This window comes from Microbacterium sp. CH-015, assembly GCF_049707015.1.
Taxonomy (GTDB): Bacteria; Actinomycetota; Actinomycetes; order Actinomycetales; family Microbacteriaceae; genus Microbacterium; species Microbacterium aurum.
Window position 1 is genome coordinate 734,756 of record NZ_JBNAFJ010000001.1, and the last position, 26,249, is coordinate 761,004.

Annotated in this window: 24 protein-coding genes; 10 read left to right on the forward strand and 14 right to left on the reverse strand. The window is 70.7% G+C overall.

The features are described 5' to 3' along the window. Positions 1-82: 82 nt before the first annotated feature. The 6 genes from pgl to tkt are packed head-to-tail and all read right to left on the reverse strand — an operon-like array spanning position 83 to position 8,204. Positions 83-862, reverse strand: coding sequence for a 6-phosphogluconolactonase (gene pgl, locus ACPYN4_RS03435; RefSeq protein ID WP_239281351.1), 780 nt, complete (start codon positions 860-862; stop codon positions 83-85). A gap of 8 nt (positions 863-870) precedes the next feature. Beyond that, positions 871-1,812, reverse strand: coding sequence for a glucose-6-phosphate dehydrogenase assembly protein OpcA (locus ACPYN4_RS03440; RefSeq protein ID WP_424445620.1), 942 nt, complete (start codon positions 1,810-1,812; stop codon positions 871-873). After that, the gene (gene zwf / locus ACPYN4_RS03445; RefSeq protein ID WP_281652326.1) at positions 1,809-3,359 is read right to left on the reverse strand and encodes a glucose-6-phosphate dehydrogenase; all 1,551 of its coding nucleotides are present in this window, start codon (positions 3,357-3,359) and stop codon (positions 1,809-1,811) included. Before zwf ends, ACPYN4_RS03440 begins: the two co-directional genes overlap by 4 nt. Positions 3,360-3,385: 26 nt before the next feature. Continuing rightward, positions 3,386-5,014 (reverse strand): glucose-6-phosphate isomerase, encoded by a 1,629-nt coding sequence (locus ACPYN4_RS03450; protein ID WP_239281354.1) that lies wholly within the window; start codon positions 5,012-5,014, stop codon positions 3,386-3,388. After that, complete coding sequence (tal, locus tag ACPYN4_RS03455) at positions 5,011-6,129, reverse strand: transaldolase (protein WP_281652325.1); 1,119 nt, start codon at positions 6,127-6,129, stop codon at positions 5,011-5,013. Before tal ends, ACPYN4_RS03450 begins: the two co-directional genes overlap by 4 nt. Beyond that, positions 6,126-8,204 carry a transketolase gene (tkt, locus tag ACPYN4_RS03460; protein ID WP_239281356.1) on the reverse strand — a complete coding sequence of 693 codons (2,079 nt, stop codon included), beginning with the start codon at positions 8,202-8,204 and terminating at the stop codon, positions 6,126-6,128. The genes tal and tkt overlap by 4 nt, the downstream gene beginning before the upstream one ends. A 189-nt stretch (positions 8,205-8,393) precedes the next feature. Between tkt and ACPYN4_RS03465 the strand changes: the two genes are divergently transcribed. Further along, positions 8,394-9,320, forward strand: a complete 927-nt coding sequence (locus tag ACPYN4_RS03465) for a heme o synthase (protein WP_239281357.1) — start codon at positions 8,394-8,396, stop codon at positions 9,318-9,320. A gap of 231 nt (positions 9,321-9,551) precedes the next feature. Here the strand turns inward: ACPYN4_RS03465 and ACPYN4_RS03470 are convergent, their stop codons facing one another. Together ACPYN4_RS03470 and ACPYN4_RS03475 are read right to left on the reverse strand one after the other, a co-directional pair. After that, positions 9,552-10,013, reverse strand: a complete 462-nt coding sequence (locus ACPYN4_RS03470; protein ID WP_424445621.1) for a dinucleotide-utilizing enzyme — start codon at positions 10,011-10,013, stop codon at positions 9,552-9,554. Positions 10,014-10,097: 84 nt separating this feature from the next. Further along, positions 10,098-11,096 carry a COX15/CtaA family protein gene (locus tag ACPYN4_RS03475; RefSeq protein ID WP_424445622.1) on the reverse strand — a complete coding sequence of 333 codons (999 nt, stop codon included), beginning with the start codon at positions 11,094-11,096 and terminating at the stop codon, positions 10,098-10,100. Between the two features lie 284 nt (positions 11,097-11,380). On the opposite strand from ACPYN4_RS03475, the gene sufB reads away from it, so the two are divergent. From sufB to ACPYN4_RS03510, 7 genes are read left to right on the forward strand one after another with little or no spacing between them, the layout of a single operon-like run. Then, complete coding sequence (gene sufB / locus ACPYN4_RS03480; RefSeq protein ID WP_076690975.1) at positions 11,381-12,799, forward strand: Fe-S cluster assembly protein SufB; 1,419 nt, start codon at positions 11,381-11,383, stop codon at positions 12,797-12,799. Next, complete coding sequence (gene sufD / locus ACPYN4_RS03485; RefSeq protein WP_424445623.1) at positions 12,799-14,025, forward strand: Fe-S cluster assembly protein SufD; 1,227 nt, start codon at positions 12,799-12,801, stop codon at positions 14,023-14,025. The genes sufB and sufD overlap by 1 nt, the downstream gene beginning before the upstream one ends. Continuing rightward, positions 14,022-14,351: a non-heme iron oxygenase ferredoxin subunit gene (locus tag ACPYN4_RS03490; protein WP_239281362.1), complete on the forward strand. Its 330-nt coding sequence runs from the start codon at positions 14,022-14,024 to the stop codon at positions 14,349-14,351. Before sufD ends, ACPYN4_RS03490 begins: the two co-directional genes overlap by 4 nt. Positions 14,352-14,365: 14 nt before the next feature. Further along, the gene (gene sufC, locus ACPYN4_RS03495) at positions 14,366-15,136 is read left to right on the forward strand and encodes a Fe-S cluster assembly ATPase SufC (protein ID WP_239281363.1); all 771 of its coding nucleotides are present in this window, start codon (positions 14,366-14,368) and stop codon (positions 15,134-15,136) included. A gap of 9 nt (positions 15,137-15,145) precedes the next feature. Further along, positions 15,146-15,475, forward strand: coding sequence for a metal-sulfur cluster assembly factor (locus ACPYN4_RS03500; RefSeq protein WP_076690971.1), 330 nt, complete (start codon positions 15,146-15,148; stop codon positions 15,473-15,475). A gap of 58 nt (positions 15,476-15,533) precedes the next feature. Continuing rightward, entirely contained in the window at positions 15,534-16,664 is a 1,131-nt protein-coding gene (locus ACPYN4_RS03505) for a MalY/PatB family protein (RefSeq protein ID WP_424445746.1), read from the forward strand. After that, entirely contained in the window at positions 16,661-18,025 is a 1,365-nt protein-coding gene (locus ACPYN4_RS03510) for an MFS transporter (protein WP_424445624.1), read from the forward strand. Before ACPYN4_RS03505 ends, ACPYN4_RS03510 begins: the two co-directional genes overlap by 4 nt. Positions 18,026-18,065: 40 nt before the next feature. Here ACPYN4_RS03510 and ACPYN4_RS03515 read toward each other — a convergent pair whose 3' ends face one another. The 6 genes from ACPYN4_RS03515 to ACPYN4_RS03540 all read right to left on the reverse strand — a co-directional run bounded on the left by ACPYN4_RS03515 (position 18,066) and on the right by ACPYN4_RS03540 (position 23,755). Next, positions 18,066-18,974: a siderophore-interacting protein gene (locus ACPYN4_RS03515; protein ID WP_424445625.1), complete on the reverse strand. Its 909-nt coding sequence runs from the start codon at positions 18,972-18,974 to the stop codon at positions 18,066-18,068. Further along, positions 18,971-19,813 carry an ABC transporter ATP-binding protein gene (locus ACPYN4_RS03520; protein WP_287270609.1) on the reverse strand — a complete coding sequence of 281 codons (843 nt, stop codon included), beginning with the start codon at positions 19,811-19,813 and terminating at the stop codon, positions 18,971-18,973. The genes ACPYN4_RS03515 and ACPYN4_RS03520 overlap by 4 nt, the downstream gene beginning before the upstream one ends. After that, complete coding sequence (locus tag ACPYN4_RS03525) at positions 19,810-20,865, reverse strand: FecCD family ABC transporter permease (protein ID WP_424445626.1); 1,056 nt, start codon at positions 20,863-20,865, stop codon at positions 19,810-19,812. Before ACPYN4_RS03525 ends, ACPYN4_RS03520 begins: the two co-directional genes overlap by 4 nt. After that, positions 20,865-21,920 carry a FecCD family ABC transporter permease gene (locus ACPYN4_RS03530; protein WP_424445627.1) on the reverse strand — a complete coding sequence of 352 codons (1,056 nt, stop codon included), beginning with the start codon at positions 21,918-21,920 and terminating at the stop codon, positions 20,865-20,867. The genes ACPYN4_RS03525 and ACPYN4_RS03530 overlap by 1 nt, the downstream gene beginning before the upstream one ends. After that, complete coding sequence (locus tag ACPYN4_RS03535; RefSeq protein ID WP_424445628.1) at positions 21,917-22,948, reverse strand: iron-siderophore ABC transporter substrate-binding protein; 1,032 nt, start codon at positions 22,946-22,948, stop codon at positions 21,917-21,919. The genes ACPYN4_RS03530 and ACPYN4_RS03535 overlap by 4 nt, the downstream gene beginning before the upstream one ends. A 174-nt stretch (positions 22,949-23,122) precedes the next feature. After that, positions 23,123-23,755 carry a biotin transporter BioY gene (locus ACPYN4_RS03540; protein WP_424445629.1) on the reverse strand — a complete coding sequence of 211 codons (633 nt, stop codon included), beginning with the start codon at positions 23,753-23,755 and terminating at the stop codon, positions 23,123-23,125. 147 nt (positions 23,756-23,902) lie between these two features. On the opposite strand from ACPYN4_RS03540, the gene ACPYN4_RS03545 reads away from it, so the two are divergent. Both ACPYN4_RS03545 and abc-f read left to right on the forward strand, forming a co-directional pair. Further along, positions 23,903-24,520 carry a GyrI-like domain-containing protein gene (locus ACPYN4_RS03545; protein ID WP_424445630.1) on the forward strand — a complete coding sequence of 206 codons (618 nt, stop codon included), beginning with the start codon at positions 23,903-23,905 and terminating at the stop codon, positions 24,518-24,520. A 98-nt stretch (positions 24,521-24,618) separates the two neighbouring features. After that, positions 24,619-26,217, forward strand: coding sequence for a ribosomal protection-like ABC-F family protein (abc-f, locus tag ACPYN4_RS03550; RefSeq protein WP_424445631.1), 1,599 nt, complete (start codon positions 24,619-24,621; stop codon positions 26,215-26,217). The last annotated feature ends 32 nt before the right edge of the window (positions 26,218-26,249 follow it).

The following is a 26,249-nucleotide window of genomic DNA, read 5'->3' on the forward strand; positions in this document are numbered from 1 at the left end:
TCGACTCGTCGCTGCGCTCCTCGCTCAACCTTGAGCCGCAGCCGTATCAACGCCGGCTCCGCGCGCATTGATACGGCTCGGCTCAAAAGTCCTGGTCGATGAGCTCGGGCGGGACACCCACGGCCGCGGCCTCGTCGACGAAGAAGAGCGTGCGCTTGCGTCCCTTCGCGCCCGCGGCGGGCACCGTCTCGTAGCTCGCCCCCGCGAGGGCGAGCCCCAGCGCCGCCGCCTTGTCACTGCCCGAGACGACGAGCCACACGCAGCGCGCCGAATTGATGACCGGCCGGGTCAGGGTGATCCGCTCGGCCGGGGGCTTGGGTGCTTCGCGCACCGCCACGACGCTGCGGTCGGTCAGCTGGATCGCCGAGCGGTCGGGGAACAGCGACGCGATGTGCCCGTCGGATCCGACGCCGAGGAAGCAGACGTAGAAATCCGGCCAGGGCCGATCGTCCTCGCCGAAGCGAGCGAGCTCGGCGGCGTAGGCGGCGGCCGCGGCATCCTGATCCGTCGCCTCATCGGCACCGGCGATGGCGTGCACGTTCCGCGCGGGCACATCGATCCGATCGATCAGCGCGGCGCGCGCCGCCTGCTCGTGCCGCTCCGCGTCGGCGCGCGGCGCGAACACCTCATCGCCCCACCAGAAATGGACGAGCGACCAGTCGATGTCATGACCGGACGCATGATCGCCCGCGGCGCGCAGCACGGCGGTGCCGATGGCGCCACCCGCGAGCGCGAGGTGGGAGGTCTTGCCCGCCGCGGACCGCTTGGCCAGTCGCGAGAGCAGCCGGGAGGCCACCGCATCCGCCAGAGTCGGCGCATCGGGACTGATCACGACCCGCTTCGCCGTCCACAATTGCGCCATCGGAACTCCTAGGATTCGGCGGTGGCCGGGGCCCCGATGAGCCCCCATCCCTCCGTGATCACTCGACCATACAGGAGGTCGGGATCGAGTCGGCGCAGCTCTTCGGCGAGGCACTCCCGGAGCGTCCGTCGCGGCAGGACGATGTCGTGCGAGGGCTGACCGGGCTGGGTCAGCGTCGCGTCGATGTCGTTGCTGCGCTCCAGCACGATGTCGCCGCTCGCGCGCGTCAGTCGCACCTTCTGGATGCCGTGCTCCCACTCCTCGGGCGGCGAGTAGCGCCACGCCACGGGCACGTCGAGCTTCAGGCGCAGCCATGCCGCGAGCAGGCCCGTCGAGGGCGAGCTGCCGGCGCCGACGACCTCGACGGCCCTCACCGGCTCGTACGGGGGCTGGTCCAGCACCGCCGCCAGCTGTTCGCGCCAGTGGGTGAGCCGGGTCCATGCGAGGTCGGTGTCGCCGGGGGCGTACGAGGCGCCCAGCTGCGAGAGCCGGTCGCTCGCGTAGGGCTTGGTCGACGCGTCGGTGATGCGACGCTGTGCCATGCGGCCGATGTCGGATGCCGCCGGCACCGCCGGCGGGAAGTCCGGCCACCACGCCACCACTGGGGCGTCGGGGAGGAGCAGCCCCGTGACGAGACCCTCCTGGTTGCCGGCCGCTTCGCCGTAGGCGCGCAGCACGACGACCTCGCTCGCGCCGGCGTCGCCGCCGACACGGATCTGGGCGTCGAGCTTCGACTCGCCCTCGGTGCTCGCGATCAGCACGATGACGCGCATCGGGTGCTCGCGCGAGGCGTCGTTGGCGGCCTCGATGGCCTCTTCCTGCAGGCCGTGCGTCGTCACGATGACCAGCGTCAGCACGCGGCCGAGAGCGACGGCGCCGCCCTCTTCACGCACACTGACGAGCGAGCGGGCGATTTTCGACACCGTGGTGTCGGGCAGGTCGACGATCACGGGCGCCTCCAGACGCGGCCGTCACGGGCCAAGAGCTCATCGGCGGACGGGGGACCCCACGATCCGGGGGAGTACTGCTCGAGCGGGCCGCCCTGGGCTGCCCAGAACTCCTCGATCGGATCGAGGATCTTCCACGACAGCTCCACCTCCTCATGGCGGGGGAACAGCGGCGGGTCGCCGAGCAGGACGTCGAGGATGAGGCGCTCGTACGCCTCCGGGCTCGACTCGGTGAAGGCGTGGCCGTAGCCGAAGTCCATCGTCACGTCGCGCACTTCGTTCGCCGCGCCCGGCACCTTCGAGCCGAAGCGGATCGTCACGCCCTCATCGGGCTGCACGCGGATGACGAGCGCATTCTGGCCGAGCTCGAGCGTTTGGTTGCGCTGGAACAGGTGCTGCGGCGCTCGCTTGAACACGACCGCGATCTCGGTGACGCGGCGACCGAGGCGCTTGCCGGTGCGCAGGTAGAACGGCACGCCCGCCCAGCGGCGCGTGGCGATCTCGAGCTTGACCGCGGCATACGTCTCGGTCGTGGACTGCGGGTTCATGCCGTCCTCCTCGAGGAAGGCGGTGACCTTCTCGCCGCCCTGCCAGCCGCCGCCGTACTGCCCGCGCGCCGACGCCGTCGACAGGTCGGCCGGCAGACGCACCGCCGCCAGGACCTTCTCCTTCTCGGCGCGCAGGTCCTTCGCGTCCATGGAGATCGGCTCCTCCATGGCGGTCAGCGCCAGAAGCTGCAGGAGGTGGTTCTGGATGACGTCGCGTGCCGCGCCGATGCCGTCGTAGTAGCCCGCGCGGCCGCCGACGCCGATGTCCTCGGCCATCGTGATCTGCACGTGGTCGACGTAGTTGGCGTTCCAGATCGGCTCGTACAGCTCGTTGGCGAAGCGCAGCGCGAGGATGTTCTGCACCGTCTCCTTGCCGAGGTAGTGGTCGATGCGGAAGATCGAGTCGGCCGGGAAGGCGACCTCGAGCGCGGCGTTCAGCTCACGCGCCGTCTGCAGATCGCTGCCGAACGGCTTCTCGATGACGACGCGACGCCACGCGTCGGGGTTGTTGGACCGGTCGTCGACAAGTCCGGAGTCCTTCAGCTGCTTCGCGACGATGGGGAAGTCGCGCGGCGGGATCGAGAGGTAGAACGCGTGGTTGCCCATGGTGCCGCGTTCGACGTCGAGCTTCTCGACCGTCTCGCGCAGCCGGCGGAACGCGTCGTCGTCGCCGAACTCGCCGGAGACGAAGCGGATGCCCTGCAGCAGCTGCTTCCACGTCTCCTCACGGAACGGCGTGCGCGCATGCTGGCGGACGGCGTCGTGGACGACGTTCGCGAAGTCCTGGTCTTCCCAGTCGCGGCGCGCGAAGCCGACCAGCGCGAACCCGGGTGGCAGGAGACCCCGGTTCGCGAGGTCGTACACGGCGGGCATGAGCTTCTTGCGGGACAGGTCGCCCGTCACGCCGAAGATCACGAGCGCGCTGGGACCGGCGATGCGGTTCAGGCGCCGATCCTCGGGATCGCGCAGCGGATTGTGGCCGCGCGAGATTTCGGCAGTCATCGAGGGGAGCTCCTAGCGGGGTGCGACTACTGCGCTGCTTCGAACAGCGACAGCACGTCGGCCTGCGGGTCGGTCAGGGTCAGGGTGATGACGGGGCGGCCGTGCGCGACGAGGACGTCGGCGTCGCCGGCGGCCTGAGCGGCGATCAGCTGCCCGAAGGTGAAGGGCCTGCCGGGGATCTCGAGATCGATCTCGCCCGAGCCCAGGATCTGGACGAACACGCCGGTCGCCGGTCCGCCCTTGTGGTACTGGCCGGTGGAGTGCAGGAACCGGGGACCCCAGCCGAAGGTGGTGGGGCGGCCGGTGTCGGCGGCGATCAGTTCGCGGATGCCGGCCAGCTGCGGCACGGCGGTGCGATCGAGGTAGGCCTGCACCGCGACGTAGCCGCCGTCGCCCAGGCGCTGCCACAGCGCCTCGAGCACGCCGGCGAGGGTGCCGGAGGCGGCGAGGGCGGGGTCGGAGACGCGCGCCTCGACGCCGTCGGCCGCGAACGCCGCCGGCCGCGCCGGCGGGCGGGCGTCGAGGAGCCCGCGCGCGGCCTCCTTCGCCGACTCGACGTCGGGCTGGTCGAACGGGTTGATCCCCAGCATCCGTCCCGCGATCGCCGTCGCGTACTCCCACACGACGAACTGCGCGCCGAGTGAGCCGCTGATCAGCACCTCACCCGGATACTGCTCGAGGATCCGGAAGTGCACCGCGTCGTCGACGAGACGGACGATCTGCACGTCGTGCGGCGTCTGCTCGACCTCGGGGGAGACCGGCAGCAGCACGACGGGCAGGATGCCGGTGCCGTTCTTGCCGGTCGACTCGGCCACGAGCTGCTCGATCCAGTCGGGCAGGCCCACGATGTGGGTGCCGTCGCTGACGAGGCCGAGCTTGTCGCGGCGTGCGCCGTTCGCTGCCGTGCCGGCGATCGCGGCGGCGAGCACCAGCGCGGGGTTGCGGGGGTCGTCGATGGCGACCTCGAGCAGTGTCGCCTCCGCTTCGTCGAGCAGTTCGTCGATGTCGACACCGGCCAGTCCCGACGGAACGAGGCCGAACGCCGTCAGGGCGGAGTACCGCCCGCCGACGTTCGGATCCGCCGTGAAGACGCGGTAGCCCGCGGCACGCGCGGACTCCTCGAGCGGCGAGCCGGGGTCGGTGACCACGACGATGCGCTCGGCGGGGTCGATGCCGAGGTCGCTCCACGCCGCCTCGAACGCGCGACGCGCCGAGTCGGTTTCGACGGTCGAGCCGGACTTGGAGGCCACCACGAGCACCGTCTGGGCGAGCCCGCCCGATTCGGCGTCACCGTCGATGGCGGCCAGCACCTGGCCGGGGTCGGTCGAATCGAGGATGACCAGCGGGACTCCGGCGGTCTGCGCGATGACCTCGGGTGCGAGCGACGACCCGCCCATCCCGGCGAGCACGACGCGGGTGAGGCCCCGGGCGAGCAGGTCCTCACGCAGCGCCAGGATCTCGGGCACGAGGGGGCGCGACACCGTGACGGCGTCCACCCAGCCCAGGCGCCGCGCCGCTTCTGCGGCGGCGTCGGGGCCCCACAGGTCCGCGTCGCCGGCGGTGATGCCGCTGGCGATCAGGCTGTCGACGAGGCCGGGGAGCTCCCGCTCGACGACAGCCCGCACGTGACCCGAGACGTGGATCTCGAAACTCACCGGTCGTTCTCCGCGGCGGCGTCCAGCGCGGTGGCGACAGTCTGCTGCAGCTCGTGCCACGAGGCGATGAACTTGTCCACGCCCTCGTCCTCGAGCAGCTGCGTCACGTCCTCGAGGTCGACACCGGCCGCGGCGAGGTCGTCGAAGACCTGGTGCGACGCGGCATACGTGCCGGTCACGGTGTCGCCGGCGATGACGCCGTGGTCGAACGTGGCCTGGAGCGTCTTCTCGGGCATCGTGTTCACGGTGCCGGGCGCGACGAGCTCGGTGACATAGAGCGTGTCGGGGAGGGCCGGGTCCTTGACGCCCGTGGACGCCCAGAGCGGACGCTGCAGGTTCGCGCCTGCCGATACGAGGTCCTGCGCGCGCTTCTCGGCGAAGCGCTGCTCGAACAGCTCGTAGGCGAGACGCGCGTTGGCGATGCCGGCGAGGCCCTTCAGCGCGAGCGCGTCGTCGGTGCCGATGGCGGCGAGACGCTTGTCGACCTCCGTGTCCACGCGGGAGACGAAGAACGACGCGACCGAGTGGATCGTCGACAGCTCGACGTCGGCCGAGCGGGCCTGCTCGAGCCCGGCCAGGTAGGCGTCGATGACGGCGGCGTAGCGCTCGAGCGAGAAGATGAGCGTCACGTTGACCGAGATGCCCGCCGCGATCACCTCGGTGATGGCGGGAAGGCCGGCCTTCGTGGCGGGGATCTTGATGAGGACGTTCGGGCGGTCGACGGCGGCGTGCAGCTTCTTGGCCTCGGCGACGGTCGCGGCGGTGTCGTGGGCGAGGTCGGGGGAGACCTCGATCGACACGCGGCCGTCGACGCCGCCGGTCGCGTCGTAGATCGGCCGGAAGATGTCGCACGCGTCGCGCACGTCGGTGGTGGTCAGCGCGAAGATCGCGTCATCGGCCGTGGCGCCGGCGATCGCCTGCGCCGCGATGGCCTCTTCGTAGCCGACGCCTGCCGAGATGGCGCCCTGGAAGATCGTCGGGTTGGTGGTGACGCCGACGACGTTGCGGGTCTCGATGAGCTCCTGCAGGTTGCCGGTGGTGATGCGCTGACGCGACAGGTCGTCCAGCCAGATGCTGACGCCGGCGTCGGCGAGGTCCTGCGTGGGGGTGCTCATGCGTTCTCCTTGACAGTTGCGCGAGCCGCTTCCACGACCGCGTCGGCGGTGACGCCGAACTTCTCGAACAGGGTCTTGTAGTCGGCGGACGCACCGAAGTGGTCGATGCCGACGGAGCGGCCGCGGTCGCCGACGACGGTCTTCCACAGCGGGGTGGAGCCGGCCTCGACCGAGACGCGGGCGGTGACGGATGCCGGGAGCACGCTCTCGCGGTACGCAGCATCCTGCTCCGCGAACCACTCCAGCGACGGCGCCGACACGACGCGGGCCTTGATGCCCTCGGCGGCGAGGGTCGCGCGCGCCTGGACGGCGAGCTGCACCTCGGAGCCAGTGGCGATGAGGATGACGTCGGGCTGGCCGCCGTCGGCGTCGATGAGCACGTATGCGCCCTTCGCGACGCCCTCCGTCGTGGCGAAGCCGTCCTCGCCGCGGGGGAAGACGGGGATGTTCTGACGGGTGAGCGCGATCCCGACAGGGCCGCCCGTGGTGCGGCGGACGATCTCCAGCCACGCCGCGGACGTCTCGTTCGCGTCCGCGGGGCGGACGACGGTGAAGTTCGGGATGAGGCGCAGCGTGGACAGCTGCTCGATGGGCTGGTGGGTGGGGCCGTCCTCGCCGAGCGCGACGGAGTCGTGCGTCCACACGAACACCGACGGGATGTCCATGAGCGCCGCCAGGCGCACCGCGGGCCGCATGTAGTCGCTGAAGATCAGGAACGTGCCGCCGAACGGGCGGGTCGGACCGTGCAGCTTGATCCCGTTGACGATCGCGCCCATGGCGTGCTCGCGGATGCCGAAGTGCAGCACCCGGCCGTACGGGTCGCCCGACCACTCGTGGGTCGACCACTTCGCGGGGATGAAGCTCTTGGCATCCTTGATCGTCGTGAGGTTCGACTCGGCGAGGTCCGCCGACCCGCCCCACAGCTCCGGGAGCTGCGCGGCGAGGGCGTTGATGACCTGACCCGATGCGGCGCGGGTGGACACGTCCTTGCCGGCCTCGAACGTCGGTGCGGACAGGTCCGCGGGCAGCGCGCCCGCCTCGAGGCGGTCCAGCAGCGCCTTGCGCTCCGGGTTCGCCGCAGCCCACGCATCGAGGTCCGCCTGCCACGCGGCGCGCGCCTCGGCGGCACGCTCGGCGAGCTTGCGGGTGTGTGCGATGACGTCGTCGGCAACGACGAACGACTGCTCCGGGTCGAACCCGAGCACCTTCTTCGTCGCGGCGAGCTCGTCGGCGCCCAGGGCGGAGCCGTGGATCTTGCCGGTGTTCTGCTTGCCGGGCGAGGGCCACCCGATGATGGTCTTGAGGATGATCAGCGACGGCTTGTCGGTCACGCCCTGCGCAGCCTGGATCGCCGCGTACAGCTCGGCGACGTCCTCGACATACTCGCCGGTCCGCTTCCAGTCCACTGTCTGCACGTGCCAGCCGTACGCGTCGTAGCGCTGGGCGACATCCTCCGTGAACGCGACGTTGGTGTCGTCCTCGATGGAGATCTGGTTCGAGTCGTAGATCGCGATCAGGTTGCCGAGCTCCTGGTGACCCGCCAGGCTCGACGCCTCACTGGTGACACCCTCCTGCAGGTCGCCGTCACCGGCGATCACGTACACGAAGTGGTCGAACGGGCTCTCACCCGCCGGCGCCTCCGGGTCGAACAGGCCGCGCTCGTAGCGCGCCGCGTACGCGAACCCGACCGCGGAGGACAGTCCCTGCCCCAGCGGGCCGGTCGTGATCTCCACGCCCTTCGTGTGCCCGTACTCCGGGTGGCCCGGAGTGAGCGAACCCCACGTGCGCAGCGCCTCGAGGTCCTTCAGCTCCAGACCGAACCCGCCCAGGTACAGCTGCACGTACTGCGTCAGCGACGAGTGACCCGCCGAGAGGATGAACCGGTCGCGACCGATCCAGTGCGTGTCGGCCGGGTCGTGGCGCAGCACCCGCTGATACAGCAGGTAGGCCGCCGGGGCCAGGCTCATCGCAGTGCCGGGGTGGCCGTTGCCGACCTTCTCCACGGCATCCGCCGCCAGCACCCGCGCGGTGTCCACCGCGCGCCGATCGATCTCGTCCCACAGCAGATCTGACACTCGTCGCCTTTCGTCGGGGCACGTGCGCGGCCGCAGGATCTTTTCCGGGGGGAGGAGTCGGCGTCGCGCGCGCAGGTGCCTTCAGCATATCGAAGCGGCATACCCCGGTGGCCATGCGCACCGCTTCATGACGCCGTCTGACGAGGGCGGATGACCTAGACTTGGGGCGACGATCGGACGGCAGGGGCGATGGACATCACGACGACACGGGCGAGCGAGGTCACCGCGACCCGGCAGAGCATCGGCCGCACCGTCCGGGCCTACATCACCCTCACCAAGCCCCGCGTCCTCGAACTGCTGCTGGTGACGACCGTCCCGGTGATGATCCTCGCGCAGAACGGCATGCCGAACCTGTGGCTGGTGCTGGCGACGGTGATCGGCGGCGCGATGAGCGCCGGGTCGGCGGCGACGTTCAACATGTACATCGACCGTGACATCGACGCGCACATGCACCGCACCGAGAACCGGCCGCTCGTGACCGGCGAGGTCTCGCCCCGCGGCGCGCTGATCTTCGCATGGACGCTCGCGGCGGCATCCACCGTCTGGCTGCTGCTGACGACGAACTGGCTGGCGGCCACCCTCAGCGTCGTCGCGATCTTCTTCTACGTCGTCATCTACACGATCATCCTCAAGCGCCGCACCGAGCAGAACATCGTCTGGGGTGGCATCGCCGGATGCTTCCCGGTGCTGATCGGCTGGTCCGCGGTCACCGGGTCGCTGGACTGGCCGCCGTTCATCCTGTTCCTGCTGGTATTCCTGTGGACCCCGCCGCACTACTGGCCGCTGTCGATGAAGTACAAGGGCGACTACCAGGAGGCCGACGTCCCGATGCTCGGCGCGACGCGGGACGGACTGCAGGTCGGTCTGCAGGTCATCCTGTACGCGTGGGCCACGGTCGCGTCGTCGCTGCTGCTCGTTCCGGTCGCCGGCATGGGTCTCGTCTACACCGTCTCGGCCGTCGTGTTCGGCGGCTGGTTCATCTTCGAGTCGCACGTGCTGTACGCCCGCGCCGTGCGCGGTGAGCAGATCAAGCCGATGCGTGTGTTCCACGCCTCGATCACGTACTTGACGCTCCTGTTCCTCGCGATCGCGATCGACCCGCTGCTGCCCTTCTGAGTCCGGCCGCGTCGCGCTCTCCCCAACCGCGAGGTTGTCCACGGATGCCGGAGTTTCGGCTCCCGCAGCGCGGTGGGGAGTCGTGCTCGACGGCGGCCACCACGTCGGCGCGCAGCGCCCACTGAGCAGGTCCTACGACCGTGCTGAAAACAACGGAGATCTGCAGTTCGTCGGACCGAATCGAATGCGATCGTCCGAAGAACTGCAGATCTCCGTCGTACGGCGGACGGGTCAGCGCGCGGGCGTCTCCGGGGTGGTGGCGGATGCCGGGGCCTCGGGATCCGTCGCGGCGGCATCAGCGGCGGCGGTGTCCGTCACGACGGGCGTGGGCGCCTCGGGCTCGGCGACAGCGCTCTCGACCGTGGTCGCTTCGGCCACGACGACCTCGTCCTCCCACGCCGGCGGCTCGACGACCTCGACGGGCGCGACGGGGACCAGCGTCCGCACGGCGCCGACGGTCAGGGCGAGCGCGAGGCCGATGAGGCCCGCGCCGATGAGGATCGCGCCGAGCACGGCCCAGATCTGACCGGCGTACACCTCGACGCCGGTCGCGGTGCCATCGGTGAGGGTGGCGGCCATGGTGCCGAGCTTGTCGACGAGCAGGTACGTGCCGGCGCCGATCGCGACGACGGATCCGCCCACGAGCACCCAGAACGGGATGCTGCGACTCAGACGGGGGGCGGTGTTGGGCATGGAAGAGCTCCTTCTGTCACGTCACCGCGCACACGGCGACTCATCGACTATCTGCGAACCACCAGGGTACGGCTGATGCGCCCGCTATGAGCCTGCTGTGGAACCGTCCGCGGCCGGAAGCACCGCGAGCGGCGCCTTCAGGTGCATCACGACGGCGGTCATCGCCGCGACCAGGCACACCGCGAGTACCATGTGGATGTTCACGAGCACGATCGGAAGGCCGGTGCGGGCCTGCCACAGCCCGACCGCGATCTGCAGGATCTCGATCCCGAGCAGCAGCCCCGTCCACAGCGGCAGGCGGAGAACCTGCGGCATCCGGAACGAGGCGGCGAACAGCACCAGCGTGAGGGCGAACAGCACGTACGCGGGCCAGCTGTGCACGTGCTGCCAGAAGATCGGGTCCAGGCCGTTGCGCGCCGCGGCGTCGTCGCCGGCGTGGGGGCCGGAGCCGGTGAGGAGGATGCCGATGACCACCGTCACGAGCACGGCGGCGCTCGTGACGTGCGTGAGGATCGCGTACCGGCGGGGGACGGCTCGGCGCCGTGGGCCGGGCTGCGCGTAGACGCGCGCGACGTAGACGGCCGACAGCGCCACGAGCGCCGCCGACACCAGGTAGTGCAGCCCCACGATGCTCGGGTGCAGGTGCAGCCACACCGTCACGCCGCCGATGACGGCCTGCAGGATGATGCCGATACCGACGGCGAGGGTGAGACGGGGGAGTTCCGGGCGGGTGTGCCACATCCGCACGACGGAGAGGAAGGCGAGGAGCGCGACGACGACGAGCACGCCGGTGAGGGTGCGGTTGCCGAACTCGATGAGGCCGTGGATGCCGAGCTCGCGCGTCGGGACGAGGGATTCCGCCGTGCAGTACGGCCAGGTCTCGCAGCCCATGCCGGAGCCGGTGAGGCGGACGAGGCCGCCCGTGCCGACGATCACGATGTTGCTGATCAGCACGAGCCAGGCCAGCACGCGCGTCGCGCGTGTGATGCGGTCGGGCAGTCGGGATCGCAGCCGCGAGACGAGCCCGGCGCCGGCGTCGGTCGACGCCGGCTCGGCGGGAGCGGAGGTCTGCTGCGCGGACATGTGGGGTCGCCTCCCGGGTGGGCGCCCGAAGGGCGCTGGACACGCCCCCGGAGGGGGCGCCTACTGTAGACTGACGGGGTGGGAACGGCGGCGCGCGAGACGCGTCGCGCCCACTGACAGTCTAGGCGCGCGACCCGCGGGCCCCGGACGAACCCCGTGTCAGCGAAAGACACTCAAGCGGCCCTGAAAGCGGCATCCGCCCCTCGCCCACGACTCGCGTGGTGCGGTGAGGACGACGGAATGCCGGAGCGGATGACACCGTTGGGCCCGAAGGAGGCAAAGCCATGTCGGATGTGCTCATCGACCGACCGGAGCTCGAAGGACTCGGCGTGTACGAGTTCGGGTGGCACGACCCGGATGCCGCCGGTGCCAGCGCGAAGCGCGGGCTCACGGAGGCCGTCGTCCGCGACATCTCGGGCCTCAAGAACGAGCCCGAGTGGATGCTGAAGACGCGGCTGAAGGGCCTGCAGCTGTTCCAGCGCAAGCCCATGCCCACCTGGGGCGCCGACCTGTCGGACATCGATTTCGACAACATCAAGTACTTCGTGCGCTCCACCGAGAAGCAGGCGCAGTCGTGGGAGGACCTCCCGGAGGACATCCGCAACACGTACGAGAAGCTGGGCATCCCCGAGGCGGAGCGTCAGCGCCTCGTCGCGGGGGTCGCTGCGCAGTACGAGTCCGAGGTCGTCTACCACCAGATCCGCGAAGACCTCGAGGCGCAGGGCGTCATCTTCATGGACACCGACACGGCGCTGCGCGAGCACCCGGAGTTCTTCGAGGAGTACTTCGGCACCGTCATTCCGGCCGGCGACAACAAGTTCGCCGCGCTGAACACCGCCGTGTGGTCGGGCGGCTCGTTCGTGTACGTCCCCAAGGGCGTGCACGTCGAGATCCCGCTGCAGGCCTACTTCCGGATCAACACCGAGAACATGGGCCAGTTCGAGCGGACGCTCATCATCGCCGATGAGGACAGCTACGTCCACTACATCGAAGGCTGCACCGCGCCCATCTACAAGTCCGACTCGCTGCACTCGGCCGTCGTCGAGATCATCGTGAAGAAGAACGCGCGCGTGCGGTACACGACGATCCAGAACTGGTCGAACAACGTCTACAACCTCGTCACCAAGCGCGCCGTGGCCCACGAGGGCGCGACGATGGAGTGGATCGACGGCAACATCGGCTCGAAGGTGACGATGAAGTACCCGTCGATCTACCTGATGGGCGAGCACGCGAAGGGCGAGACTCTGTCGGTCGCCTTCGCCGGCCCCGGTCAGCACCAGGACGCCGGCGCGAAGATGATCCACATGGCGCCGTACACGCAGTCCTCGATCGTCTCGAAGTCGATCGCCCGCGGCGGCGGTCGCGCCGGCTACCGCGGTGAGGTGCGGGTGGACGCGAACGCGCACCACTCCGCGAACACCGTGCGCTGCGACGCGCTGCTGGTCGACACGAAGTCTCGGTCCGACACGTATCCCGCGATCGACATCCGCGTCGACGACGTGCAGCTCGGCCACGAGGCGACCGTCTCGAAGGTGAGCGAGGAGCAGCTGTTCTACCTCATGAGCCGCGGGATGCCGGAGGACGAGGCCATGGCGATGATCGTCCGCGGCTTCATCGAGCCCATCGCCCGTGAGCTGCCCATGGAATACGCCCTCGAGCTGAACAAGCTCATCGAGATGGGCATGGAAGGATCCGTCGGCTGATGACGACAGCGACCCAGACCCCCGCCGGAACGGTCGCGGAGGGTCACATCGACCCTGCCGCCCGGCTGGCCGCCGCCGCGGCCGACGTGCCGGTGCAGACGCGCTCCGAGCGCCCCACCTCGTTCGACCCGGCCGACTTCGGCGCGCCCACCGGCCGTGAGGTCAATTGGAAGCACACGCCGCTCGACCGCATCGCGGCGCTGCTGCGCGACGAGCCCGCCGACGACGAGGCGATCACGGTGACCGTGACGGCCTCGGGTGCCGAGCTCGGCGCGCCGCTGCGCGAGGGACAGGCGCCGCGCGGCACCGTCCTCGTCCCCGAAGACCTGCCGAGCGCGATCGCGTCCCGCCGCGCCGACGGCGCCGTGCACGTGCGCATTCCCGCCGAGGCCGAGCTCGAGGCGCCGGTCGTCGTCGAGGTGGCGGGCGCCGACGCGGCGCGCCGCGGCATCCTGCACCTCGTGATCGAGGCTCAGGCGCATGCCCGAGCGACCGTGCTGCTGCGCCACACCGGCGCCGCCGCGCTGGCCGAGAACGTCGAGATCGTCGTCGCCGACGGCGCCCAGCTCGAGGTCGTGACCGTGCAGCAATGGGATGACGCCGCCGTGCATGCCGCGTCCCACCAGGCGCGCGTCGGTCGTGACGGCCTGCTGCGTCACGTCGTCGTCAGCTTCGGCGGCGGCGTCGTGCGCGTGAACCCCTCGGTGGAGCTCGCCGGGACCGGATCCCAGGGGCAGCTGTACGGCCTGTCCTTCGCCGACGCCGGCCAGCACCTGGAGAGCCAGGTGTATCTGCACCACAAGGGCGAGAACACCGTCGGCGACGTGCTGTACAAAGGAGCGCTGCAGGGCGCCTCGGCGCGGAGCGTCTGGATCGGCGACGTGCTGATCGGTCCGGATGCCACGGGCACCGACTCCTACGAGGCCAACCGCAACCTGGTGCTCACCGACGGCGCGCGCGCCGATTCGATCCCGAACCTCGAGATCGAGACCGGCGACATCCGGGGGGCCGGCCACGCCAGCGCCACCGGCCGGTTCGACGACGAGCAGCTGTTCTACCTGCAGGCCCGCGGCATCGCCGAGGACGAGGCCCGGCGCCTCGTGGTCCTCGGCTTCCTCACCGAGATCGTGCAGAAGATCGACATCCCCGCGCTGCAGGACGAACTCATCGCCGCGATCGAGGCGGAGCTCGCCCTCACCCAAAGCGTCGTCGAGGCATCCGCATGAGCGCGCAGAAGGTGCTGAACCTCAGCGATCTGGAGCAGGATGCCGCGGTGCGCGTCGTCATCGACGACATCCCCATCGCGGTCGTGCTCGACTCCAATGGCGAGGTGCACGCAATCGGCGACACCTGCACGCACGGCGACATCTCGCTGTCCGACGGGTTCGTCGAGGGTGAGACGCTGGAGTGCTGGGCTCACGGGTCCGCGTTCTCGCTGCGCACCGGCCGCCCCCTGAACCTGCCGGCCTACGAGCCGGTGCCCGTCTATGAGGTCACGATCGACGGGGACGACATCCTCATCGACCCGCATGTGACCAAAGAAGTCAACTGAAGAAGGTAGAAGACATGGCTGTTCTCGAGATCCGCGACCTGCACGTGACGGTCGAGACGGATGCCGGCACCACCCCCATCCTCAACGGTGTGACGCTCACGGTGCGCACTGGCCAGACCCACGCGATCATGGGTCCCAACGGCTCGGGCAAGTCGACGCTCGCGTACACGATCGCCGGGCACCCGAAGTACACCGTCACCGGCGGGTCGATCACGCTCGACGGCGAGGACGTCCTCGCGATGTCCGTCGACGAGCGGGCGCGGGCGGGGCTCTTCCTCGCGATGCAGTATCCGGTGGAGATCCCCGGGGTCACGGTGACGAACTTCCTTCGCACCGCGAAGACGGCGATCGACGGCGAGGCGCCGGCGATCCGCGCCTGGACCAAGGACGTCAAGGAGGCCATGAAGGCGCTCCGCATGGACCCGAAGTTCGCGGCGCGCAACGTCAACGAGGGCTTCTCCGGCGGTGAGAAGAAGCGTCACGAGATCCTGCAGCTCGAGTTGCTCAAGCCCGCCATCGCCGTGCTCGACGAGACCGACTCCGGCCTCGACGTCGACGCGCTGAAGATCGTCTCCGAAGGCGTCAACCGCGCCAAGGAGGCCACCGACCTGGGTGTGCTGCTCATCACGCACTACACGCGCATCCTCCGCTACATCAAGCCCGACTTCGTCCACGTCATGGTCAAGGGCCGCATCGCGGAGGAGGGCGGACCGGAGCTTGCGGAGCGTCTCGAGAACGAGGGCTATGACCGCTATCTCGAGCCCTCCGATGTCATCGAGGCCTAGGATCGAAGCATGACCGCGACCCTCAGCCCCGAGAAGTACGACGAGGTCACCGAGGCGCTCAAGGACGTCATGGACCCCGAGCTCGGGATCAACGTCGTCGACCTCGGCCTCATCTACGATCTCGGCTGGGATGACGAGAACGACGCGCTCGTCATCCACATGACGCTGACGTCGGCCGGCTGCCCGCTGACCGACGTGCTCGAAGAGCAGACGGCGCAGGCCCTCGACGAGGTCGTGGAGCGATTCCGCATCAATTGGGTGTGGATGCCGCCGTGGGGCCCGGAGCGCATCACCGACGACGGCCGCGACATGATGCGGGCGCTGGGGTTCGCGATCTGACGCCTGGACCCTTCGGTAGGCTCGTCCGGTGAGCACCATCCCCCTCGAGGCCCTTCCGATGGAGACGCTGCGGCGACGCTCGAGCAGCAAATGGCGGACCTACCCTGCCGACGTGCTGCCCCTGTTCGTCGCGGAGACCGACTTCCCCCTCGCCCCGGCGATCAGCGCCGCGCTGGCCGACGCCGTCGCGATCGGCGACACCGGCTACACGCCGCGCGAGAACGGACTGGCCGACGCGTTCGCGGGCTTCGCGCAGCGACGGTTCGGCTGGACGGTGGACCCCGCCCGGGTTCGCCCGACCGGTGACGTGATGATGGGCGTCGTCGAGCTGCTGCGCGCGACGACGCGCCCCGGCGACGCCGTCGTGACGACCCCGCCGGTGTACCCGCCGTTCGCGATGTGCATCGAGGAGGCGGGATGCCGGGTCGAGACCGTGCCCCTCGTCGACACCGGTGCCGGCTGGCAGCTGGATCTCGACGGGATCGAGGAGGCGCTGGCCGCCGGCGCCCGCGCCGTCCTGTTGTGCAACCCGCACAACCCGACCGGGACGGCGCACCGGCCCGAGGCGCTGTCCGCCCTTGCCGAGATCGCTGCACGCCACGGTGCCGTCGTCATCAGCGACGAGATCCACGCGCCGCTCGCGTACGACGACACCCCCTACACGCCGTTCCTCGCGGCCTCGCCCACCGCGGCATCCGTCGGCTACGCCGTCACCAGCGCCTCGAAGGCGTTCAACCTGGCGGGGCTGAAGTGCGCCGTCATGATCACGGCGTCCGAGGAGACCGCGGCGGTGGTGCGCGGTCTGCCGCCGGAGGTGGAATGGCGCACCGGCCTGTTCGGCGCCATCTCCGGCGTCGCGGCGTTCGGCGGCGCGTCGGACGATTGGCTCGATGCGCTGCGGGCGCGTCTGGACGGCAACCGCCGACTGCTCGGCGATCTGCTCCGCGCGCAGCTGCCGCAAGCCGTGTACCGGATGCCGGAGGCCGGCTACCTGGCCTGGATCGACCTGTCGGCGTACGGCTGGGGGGACGACCCGGCCGTCCGCATCCAGCGGGACGCCAAGGTCGCGCTGCACCACGGTCCGCAGTTCGGGGCGGAGGGGGCCGGGTTCGTCCGCCTGAACTTCGGCTGCGCTCCCGATGTGCTCACCGACGCCGTCACGCGCATCGGCGCCCTCGCGCCGGCGTGAGCACGCCCGAACCGGCGCGTGCGGCGGGGATCTGGGCGCCCGAACACGTCTGGGTGACGCTCGGCGCCGTCGCGATGGTGTTCCTCGCGGCGACGCAGTCCTTGGCGATCACGACCGTCATGCCCCTCGTCAGCGCCGATCTGGACGGGGCAGCGCTGTATGCCGTCGCCTTCGCGGGAACCCTCGCCACGAGCGTCATCGGCATGGTCGCCGTCGGCGCGTGGTGCGACCGGCAGGGACCCACGCTGCCGTTGACGACGGCCGTCGCGCTCTTCGTGGCGGGCCTGCTCATCGCAGGGTTCGCGCCGTCGATGGAGGTGCTCGTCGCGGGGCGCCTGCTGCAGGGGCTCGGCACGGGAGGGCAGACCGTCGCGCTGTACGTCGTGGTTGCACGGGTCTATCCCGCGGTGCTGCACGGGCGGGTGTTCGCGGCCTTCTCCGCCGCGTGGGTCATCCCGTCGATCGTCGGGCCGTTCCTCGCCGGGGTCGTCGCGCAGCAGCTGCACTGGCGGTGGGTGTTCCTGGGGGTGGCGATCCTGACGCTCGCGGCGTTCACGCACGTCTACCTGCGCCTGCACGATGTGCCCCTCGACACGGCGCACCCCTCCCGCGCCCCGATCGCCGCTCGGCTCGGCTGCGCGACGATCGTCGCCGCGGGCGCCGTCGCGTTGAGCATGGCGGCGCAGGCGGAGGGCGCTGCCCCCGTCGTCATCGTCGTCTCCCTCGCGGCGATCGTGCTCGCTGCCCGGCCGCTCCTTCCGGCGGGAACGCTGCGAGCACGGCGGGGACTGCCGAGCGTCGTCCTCATGCGCGCCCTCATCGCCGGCGCGCTGTTCGGCGCCGAGATCTACGTGCCCTACCTCCTCATCGACCACTACGGTTTCGACGCGACCGGCGCCGGCCTCGGGCTCACGTCCGCCGCACTGCTGTGGGCGGCCGGCGCGGAGGTGCAGGGCCGCATCGGCGACCGGCTCGGCAACGCCCGGATCACCCTGATCGGAACGACGCTGCTCGCCGCCGCCGCGCTCGTCGCCGCCGCGACGGCCGCGTTCGCGCTCGACCCGTGGGTCGTCATCGCCGGCTGGGCGCTGGCGGGTGCCGGCATGGGGCTCATGTACCCGCGGTTGACGGTGCTCACCCTCGCCTACTCGACGCCGCAGAACCAGGGCTTCAACTCGTCCGCGCTGTCGATCTCGGACTCGATCGGCGCGTCGGCATCCATCGCCGTGATGGGGCTGACCTTCGTCGCGCTGACGGCGACGGATGCCGCCTTCCCGGCCGTTTTCGTGATCGCGGCGGCGCTCGCGGTGCTCGCGCTCGTGCCGGGGCTGCGACTCGGGCACGCCGGCGAGGCGCGCTGATCGCGGGCCGCGACAGCGCTCCCGCGGCGGCGCCGCCCCGCTACACCTCGGCGCGGCCGAGCCGCCAGTAGCCCATGAACGCGATGGCGCGCCGGTCGATGCCGTGGTCGGTGACGAGGTGGCGGCGCAGGGTCTTGATCGCACCGGCCTCCCCGGCGAGCCACGCGTACAGCGGCGCGCTCTTCAGGGCGGCGCCGCCCTTCGCGGTGCGCGGCACCTCCCAGAGGATGTCTTGGTCGATGTCGATCTCCTCAACCTCCGCGCCGCGCCCGGCGGGGACGAGCCGTGTGGCGGTCTCCTCCACCGCCGCGACGAGGTGGGCGTGGCGATCGTCGTGGTCGCGCGCCGCCACGCGGTATTCGAAGCCGGGGTGGACAGGCAGGTAGGCGGCGTCGCCGGAATGCGGGACCTCGAGCACCACGACGCCGCGCGCCTGCGGCGGCAGCTGCTCGAGGATGGCGGCGATCGCCGGCGCGGCGGTCTCGTCGCCCGCGAGGAGGATGTCGTCGGTCTCTGCGGGCGGGACGAAGTCGATGCCGTAGCTGATGCCCGTGTGCGCCGTGGTCGGAGCGAAGATCAGGACCTCGTCGCCGAGCTGGGCGTCGGCGATCCAGGCCGACGCCGGTCCCAGCACGTCGTGGGAGACCATGTCGACGTCCACCTCGTGCGCCGCGGCGCGCACCGCACGGGTGGTGTAGGTGCGAAACGGCGGCCGGGCGCCTTCGTCCATCTCCCGCCACTGCGTCCACCAGTCCTCGCCGGTCGGCATCGCGTCGATGGGGGTGCGGGGGGTCGGGAAGACGATCTTGATGCGCTGGTCGAGCCCCGGGTCGCCGTAGTCGGCGAGGTCGGGACCCCCGAACGTGAAACGGCGGAAGCTCGGCGTGAGGTCGGTGATCGCGGTGACCTCCGCGCGGAAGAACCGGCTGGTGGGACGGGTGCGGGTCATCGGGTGCCTCCTGTGACGTGGGGGGTGACGTGGTCGGCGGCTCGCACGTGGTGCCGGCCGCGGGGGAGCACCATCGGCGCCCCCGAGACGGGGTCGGTGATGACGAGCGCATCGAGGTCGAAGACCTCGCGCACGAGATCGCTCGTGACGATGTCGGCCGGTGCGCCGTCGGCGACGAGTCGGCCCCGCTTGAGGGCGAAGAGGTGGTCGGCGTACCGGGCGGCGAGGTTGATGTCGTGGAGCACCATGACGATCGTCGTGCCGCGCGTGCGGTTGAGGTCGGTGAGGAGGTCGAGCACGTCGATCTGGTGCGAGACGTCGAGGAACGTCGTCGGCTCGTCCAGCAGCAGCAGGTCCGTCTCCTGCGCGAGCGCCATCGCGATCCACACGCGCTGGCGCTGCCCGCCGGACAGCTCATCGACGGCGCGGTCGGCGAGGTCGAGCACGCCCGTCGCGGCAAGCGCTTCGGTGACGGCGCGATCGTCGTCGGCGGTCCACGACCGGAAGAGCTTCTGGTGGGGGTGGCGGCCCCGACCGACGAGATCGGCGACGACGATGCCCTCGGGGGCGATCGGCTGCTGCGGGAGGAGGCCGAGGGTGCGGGCGAGCTCCTTCGTCGGAATGCCGTCGATGCGCTTGCCGTCGAGGAGCACCGCACCGGACTGCGTCGGGATGAGCCGCGCGATGGTCTTCAGGAGCGTCGACTTGCCGCAGGCGTTGGCCCCGACGATGACGCTGATGCCGCCGGAGGGGAACTGCAGGTCGATCCCGTCGACGATGCGGGTGGCGCCGTACCCCGAGACGAGCGCCTCGGTGGTCAGCACGTGCTGTGCGGTCATGACGATCCTCCGCGGCGGCTCGTTCGGATGAGCAGGTAGATGAGGTACGGGGCGCCGAGGATGCCGGTGATGACGCCCACGGGGAACTTGGTGTCGAACGCGAACTGCCCGAGCAGATCGGCCGCGAGCACGAGGACGGCGCCGGTGAGCGCCGCCGGCAGGATGACGGGTGCGCCGGGGCCGACGATCCGCGCCGCGATGGGACCGGCGAGGAACGCGACGAACGCGATGGGGCCGGTCGTCGCGGTCGCGAAGCACGCGAGCGCGACGGCCGCGAGGACGAGGAGGATGCGGGTGCGGTCCACGCGCACACCGAGTGCCGTCGCCGACGCGTCGCCGAGTTCGAGGGCGCCGAGGTCGCGGCCGAGGAGGACGACGACCGGCACGAGCACGACGACGGCGATCGCGAGGGGCGGCACGTCCTCCATGCGCGAGCCGTTGAGGCTGCCGGTCATCCACCGGATGGCGGCGGGGAGGTCCCAGACAGCGGCGCGCAGGAGGAGATAGGAGACGACGGCATCCATCATCGCCCCCACACCGATGCCGATGAGGATGAGCCGGCCGCCGGTCGACTCCCCGCCCCGGGCGGCGAGGTAGATGATCGTGGCGGTGGCGATGCCGGCGACGAGGGCGAGGCCCATCGTGGCGGCCCCGCTCCAGTGCAGCACGACGAGGGACAGGACCGCCGCGGCGCTCGCGCCCGAGGTGATGCCGATGACATCGGGGCTGGCGAGGGGATTGCGCAGCATCGTCTGGAAGGTGGAGCCGGCGACGCCGAAGGCGATGCCGGCGAGCACGGCGGTGAGCGCCCGCGGCAGGCGCAGCGTCCCGACGGCGAACGATGCGCCGGGGACCTTCTGTCCGGTGAGGACCGCGAGGACATCCGAGAGCGGGTAGATCGTGTTGCCGAGCACGAGCATCGCGCCGAAGAGCACGATCGCGAGGACGCCGAGAGCCGACATCGTGAGGATGCGGCGGCGCGACCGGCTGCGGCGACCCGCGCGGAGGCGGGCGACCGCGGCATCCGTCGGCGGGGCGAGGAGCGCGGTCATCAGAGGGCCTTCATCCGGGTGCGGCGCGCGATGGCGATGAGGACGGGCGCGCCGAGGAACGCCGTGATGATGCCGGCCTCGACTTCGCCCGGCGAGCCGATGACGCGGCCGATCGTGTCGGCGAGGGTGAGCAGGACGGCGCCGCCGAGTGCGGACAGGGGGAGCAGCCAGCGCTGGTCGGCGCCGGAGAGGAGACGCACCGCGTGCGGCACCATGAGACCGACGAAGCCGATCGGACCCGCCACGGCGGTGACGGCGGCGCAGAGGGCGACGCCGGCGAGCGCCGCGACGATCCGGATGCGGCCGACCGGAACGCCGAGGCCGGTCGCCACGTCGTCACCGAGGGCGAGGGCGTTCAGCGACGACGCGCACAGCAGCGCGACGAGGGTGCCGACCGCGATCACGGGGACGATGATGCCCATGGTCTCCCAGTCGGCACGGCCGACGTTGCCGATCTGCCAGTAGCGGAACTCGTCCATGACGTTCTGGCGGGGCAGGAGCACAGCGGACACGAGCGAGGACAGCGCCGCCGTCGTGGCGGCGCCCGCGAGCGCGAGCTTGATCGGGGTCGTGCCGCCGGGGCCGACGGACCCGACGAAGTACACGAAGAACGCGGTGAGGAAGGAGCCGACGAGGGCGAGGCCGAGGTAGCCGAGGGCGCTCGAGACGCCGAAGAAGGCGATGCCGATGACGACGGCGAGGGCGCCGCCGGTGTTGACACCGAGGATGCCGGGGTCGGCGAGAGGATTGCGGGTGATGGCCTGCATGAGCGCGCCGGAGAGGGCCAGCGCGGCGCCGGCGAGGAGGGCGAGCACCGTACGGGGGACACGGCTCTGCACCGCGAGCGCGCCGATGTCGGCAGGTGTCTCGCCGCGCACCCACGCCGCGATCCCCGCCATGATCTGGTCGAGACTGACCGGCCGCGAGCCGAAGGACAGGGACAGGACGACCGACACGACGACGGCGACCAGCGCGACCGCGAGCACGACGACGCGGCGCCGCGCGTCCACCCTCGGGGCGGACGCGCGGCGCGCTGGCGCGACGGAAACGGTCACTGAACCTTCGCTGCCGCGTCCTTGAGGTCGGCCACGTACTGGTCGAGCACCCACGGGATCGACAGCGCCGTGGGGCTGACGGCGGCGCTGTACGCGTCGCCCTCGCCGACCGCGACGACCGCGCCCTTCTTGACGGCGGGGAGCGTGCTCCACAGCGGGTCGGCCTGCAGGGCGGGCAGCAGGGTCTCATCGCCGTACGTGACGATGACGTCGACGTCGGCGAGCTGGTCGGCGTTCTCGGCGCTGAAGTCGAGGTAGAACGAGCCGGCGTCGGCCGCGTCGACGGCGACCTGCGGCAGGTCGAACCCGAGGTCGTGCAGGAAGGCCGTGCGCGAGTCGCCGCCGGTGTACAGCGACACCTTCGACAGGTCGGCGGGGCTCATGTAGAAGAACGCGGCGCTCTTGCCCGCGAAGCCGGCATCCGCTGTCGCATCCGCGATCTGCTTCTCGAGGTCGGCCACGAGCGCCTCGCCCTCGGCCTTCAGGCCCAGGCCCTCGGCGTTGAGCGTGATCTGGTCGCGCCACGGCGTGAACCAGGGGATGCCGGGGTAGGCGACGACGGGGGCGATGCCGGAGAGCGTCTCGTAGTCCTCCTCGGAGAGTCCGGACTGGGCGGCGAGGATGACGTCGGGCGCGGTGTCGGAGATCGCCTCGAAGTCGACGCCGTCGGTCGCGTCGAAGAGCGGCGGCAGGTCGGCGCCGAGCTCATCGAGCTTGTCGCTCGTCCACTCGTAGACGCCGGGCTTCGCGGTGCCGGACCACGCCCAGACCTGCGTGTCCATGCCGACGGGCACGACGCCGAGGGCGAGGGCGACGTCCTGGTTGCCCCAGGAGATCGTGGCGACCCGCTCCGGCTTCGCCTCGATCGTGGTCTCGCCCAGGGCGTGCGTGATGGTGACCGGGAAGCTGTCGGACGCGGCTCCGGCCTCACCGGAGGCGGTGGACTGCGGCGAGCTGCCCGAGGCGCAGCCGGTGAGGAGCAGAGCGGCCGCGGCGGTGAGGGCGGCGGCGGTGCGAAGTCGAGACAAGGGGAATCCCTTCGATGCTGTGAGGAGCGCCCGAGTAAGGGCAGGCTAACTTTAGATCGTCGATGGCGGGATGCGCCAGTTCGCTGCAGTCCGCCTGAAGGATGCCGTGACATGCGAAAGGCCCCGCCGGCGCAGAGCGGCGCGGGCGGGGCCTGTCGAGGATCCGGGCGGGGATCAGCCGTTCTTGCGGCGATCGACGGCGCGGACGCCCGCCCACGCGGCCGGGATCAGGAGCGCCGCGAGGGCAGCCTTGACGAGCCCGCCGACGATGAACGGCCAGAGGCCGAACTGCAGGATCTCGCCGACGCCGAACGCGCCACCGCCGACGACGTTCAGGATGAACGCCATGTAGGGGATGCCGAAGACGAACGGGATCGCGCTGGCGGCGACGAAGCCGGCGAAGGCGAGCAACGGCCGACGGTCCCAGGCGCGCTCGGCGAACCAGCCGGCGACGAAGGCGGCGAACACGAAGCCGATGACGAACCCGAAGCTCGGCTTCGCCAGCGCGGCGACCGTGCCGGTGAACCCGGCGAAGACGGGAAGACCGGCAAGGCCCGCGAGCAGGTAGGTCACGAGGGCTGCAGCGCCCCGGCGTGCGCCGAGGGCGGCGCCGACCACGACGACGGCGAGCGTCTGACCCGTGATGGGGACCGGCCACAGCGGCACCTCGACCTGAGCGAGCAGTGCGACGACCGCGGCACCGGCGACGACGAGCGCCGCATCGAGGGCGACGGCGCGCGCGCGACCGGACGGGCGGGCGATGAGGTCGGCCAGCACGGGGCGGCGGACGGGGACGGCGAGAGACATGCGCGCTCCTTGGGAAGTCGTGGGTCGGCACGGGATGCCGGGGTGTCGCGACTCAGCCTAGGGCGTGGCGCGCCCGGGTTCTTGGACGCCGTCCATCGTGCGAGGGGCACGTGTTTGTAGAGAGTCGCACAGCGGTAGTTTCGAGGTATGAAGGTCGACCTCAAGAAGGAGACCGCGACGTATGCCGCGCGACGCGGTCGCTTCGACCTCGTCACGGTGCCGCCGCTGCCGTACCTGATGTGCGACGGCGCCGGCGACCCGAACACGGCACCGGCCTACCGGCGCGCCCTCGAGGCGCTCTACCCCGTCGCCTACGGCCTGAAGTTCATGAGCACACGCGAACTCGACCGCGACTACGTCGTGCCGCCCCTGGAGGGACTGTGGTGGGCCGACGATCCCGAGCTGTTCACCACCCGCCGCGACAAGAGTGCGTGGCAGTGGACTCTCATGATCCTCGTTCCCGAGTGGCTGTCCGCCGATCACGTCGACCGTGCCCGGGAGGCGGCCGGCGCCAAGGGCGTCGACGGCGCCCGCGACGTCCGGTTCGAGACGCTCGACGAGGGCCTCAGCGTCCAGACCCTCCACGTCGGCAGCTACGACGATGAAGCTCCCGTGCTCGCCGAGCTGCACGACCGCGTGATCCCCGAGCGCGGCCTGCGGATGACGGGGCGCCACCACGAGATCTACCTGAGCGACGCCCGACGCACGGCGCCGGAGAAGCTGCGGACGATCCTGCGCCAGCCCGTCGAGGCGCTGTCGGCGTGAGCGCGTCACGGCGGAGCTGACCCTCCGCCGCCCCGGGTAGACTAGAAAGTCGGCCGATCGGCCGCCTGAACCCTCCCGCTGAAGAACGGACGTCCGCTGTGCTCGCCGTGCACGACCTCGAGATCCGCGTGGGCGCCCGCACGCTCATGGCCGACGTGTCGTTCCGCGTGTCCGACGGCGACAAGATCGGCCTCGTCGGGCGCAACGGCGCCGGCAAGACGACGCTCACGAAGGTGCTCGCGGGCGATCTCATCCCCGCCGACGGCAAGGTCGAACGCTCCGGCGAGCTCGGCTACCTCCCGCAGGACCCTCGTTCGGGTGATCCCGAGATGCTCGCTCGCACCCGCATCCTCGACGCCCGCGGTCTCGGCACTCTGGCGCTGCAGATGCACGAGGCGTCGCTGCAGATGGGGGATTCCGACGAGAAGGTGGCCGCGAAGGCGATGCGTCGCTACGGCAACCTCATGGAGCGCTTCGAAGCGCTCGGCGGCTACGCGGCCGAGTCCGAGGCGGCATCCATCGCCCACAACCTGTCGCTGCCGGACCGCATCCTCGACCAGCCGCTGAAGACCCTGTCGGGTGGTCAGCGCCGCCGCATCGAGCTCGCCCGCATCCTGTTCTCGGACGCGCAGACGATGATCCTCGACGAGCCCACCAACCACCTCGACGCCGACAGCGTCGTGTGGCTGCGGGAGTTCCTCAAGAACTACAAGGGCGGCCTCATCGTCATCAGCCACGACGTCGAGCTCGTCGGCGAGACCGTCAACCGCGTCTTCTACCTCGACGCGATGCGCCAGGTCATCGACGTCTACAACATGAACTGGAAGAACTACCTGCGTCAGCGGGTGGCCGACGAGGAGCGCCGCAAGAAGGAGCGCGCCAACATCGAGAAGAAGGCCACGGCGCTGCAGCTGCAGGCCGCGCGCTTCGGCGCGAAGGCCTCGAAGGCCGCCGCCGCGCACCAGATGGTCGCGCGCGCCGAGAAGATGCTCTCGGGCCTCGAGGAGGTGCGCCAGGAGGACCGCGTCGCGAAGCTGCGGTTCCCCAAGCCCGCACCCTGCGGCAAGACCCCGCTCATGGCGAAGAACCTGTCGAAGTCGTACGGGTCGCTGGAGATCTTCACCGACGTCGACCTCGCGATCGACCGCGGCTCGAAGGTCGTCGTCCTCGGCTTGAACGGCGCCGGCAAGACGACGCTGCTGCGCATTCTTGCCGGCGTCGACAAGCCCGACACCGGCATCCTCGAGCCCGGGCACGGCCTGAAGATCGGGTACTACGCGCAGGAGCACGAGAACCTCGACGTCAGCCGCTCGGTCCTCGAGAACATGATGTCGGCCGCGCCCGACATCACCGCCACCGAGGCGCGCAAGGTGCTCGGCTCGTTCCTCTTCACCGGCGATGACGTGCTGAAGCCCGCGGGCGTCCTCTCCGGCGGTGAGAAGACGCGCCTGTCACTCGCGACCCTCGTCGTGTCGAGCGCGAACATGCTGCTGCTCGACGAGCCGACGAACAACCTCGACCCGGCGTCCCGCGAGGAGATCCTCGGCGCGCTCGCGCACTACGAGGGCGCCGTCGTGCTCGTCTCGCACGACTCCGGCGCCGTGCAGGCGCTGAACCCCGAGCGCGTGCTCATCCTGCCCGACGGCGTCGAGGATATCTGGGGTCGCGACTACGTCGACCTGATTGAACTGGCGTGACGCGGTCTGGCGAACGGGCGTGACGCGGTCTG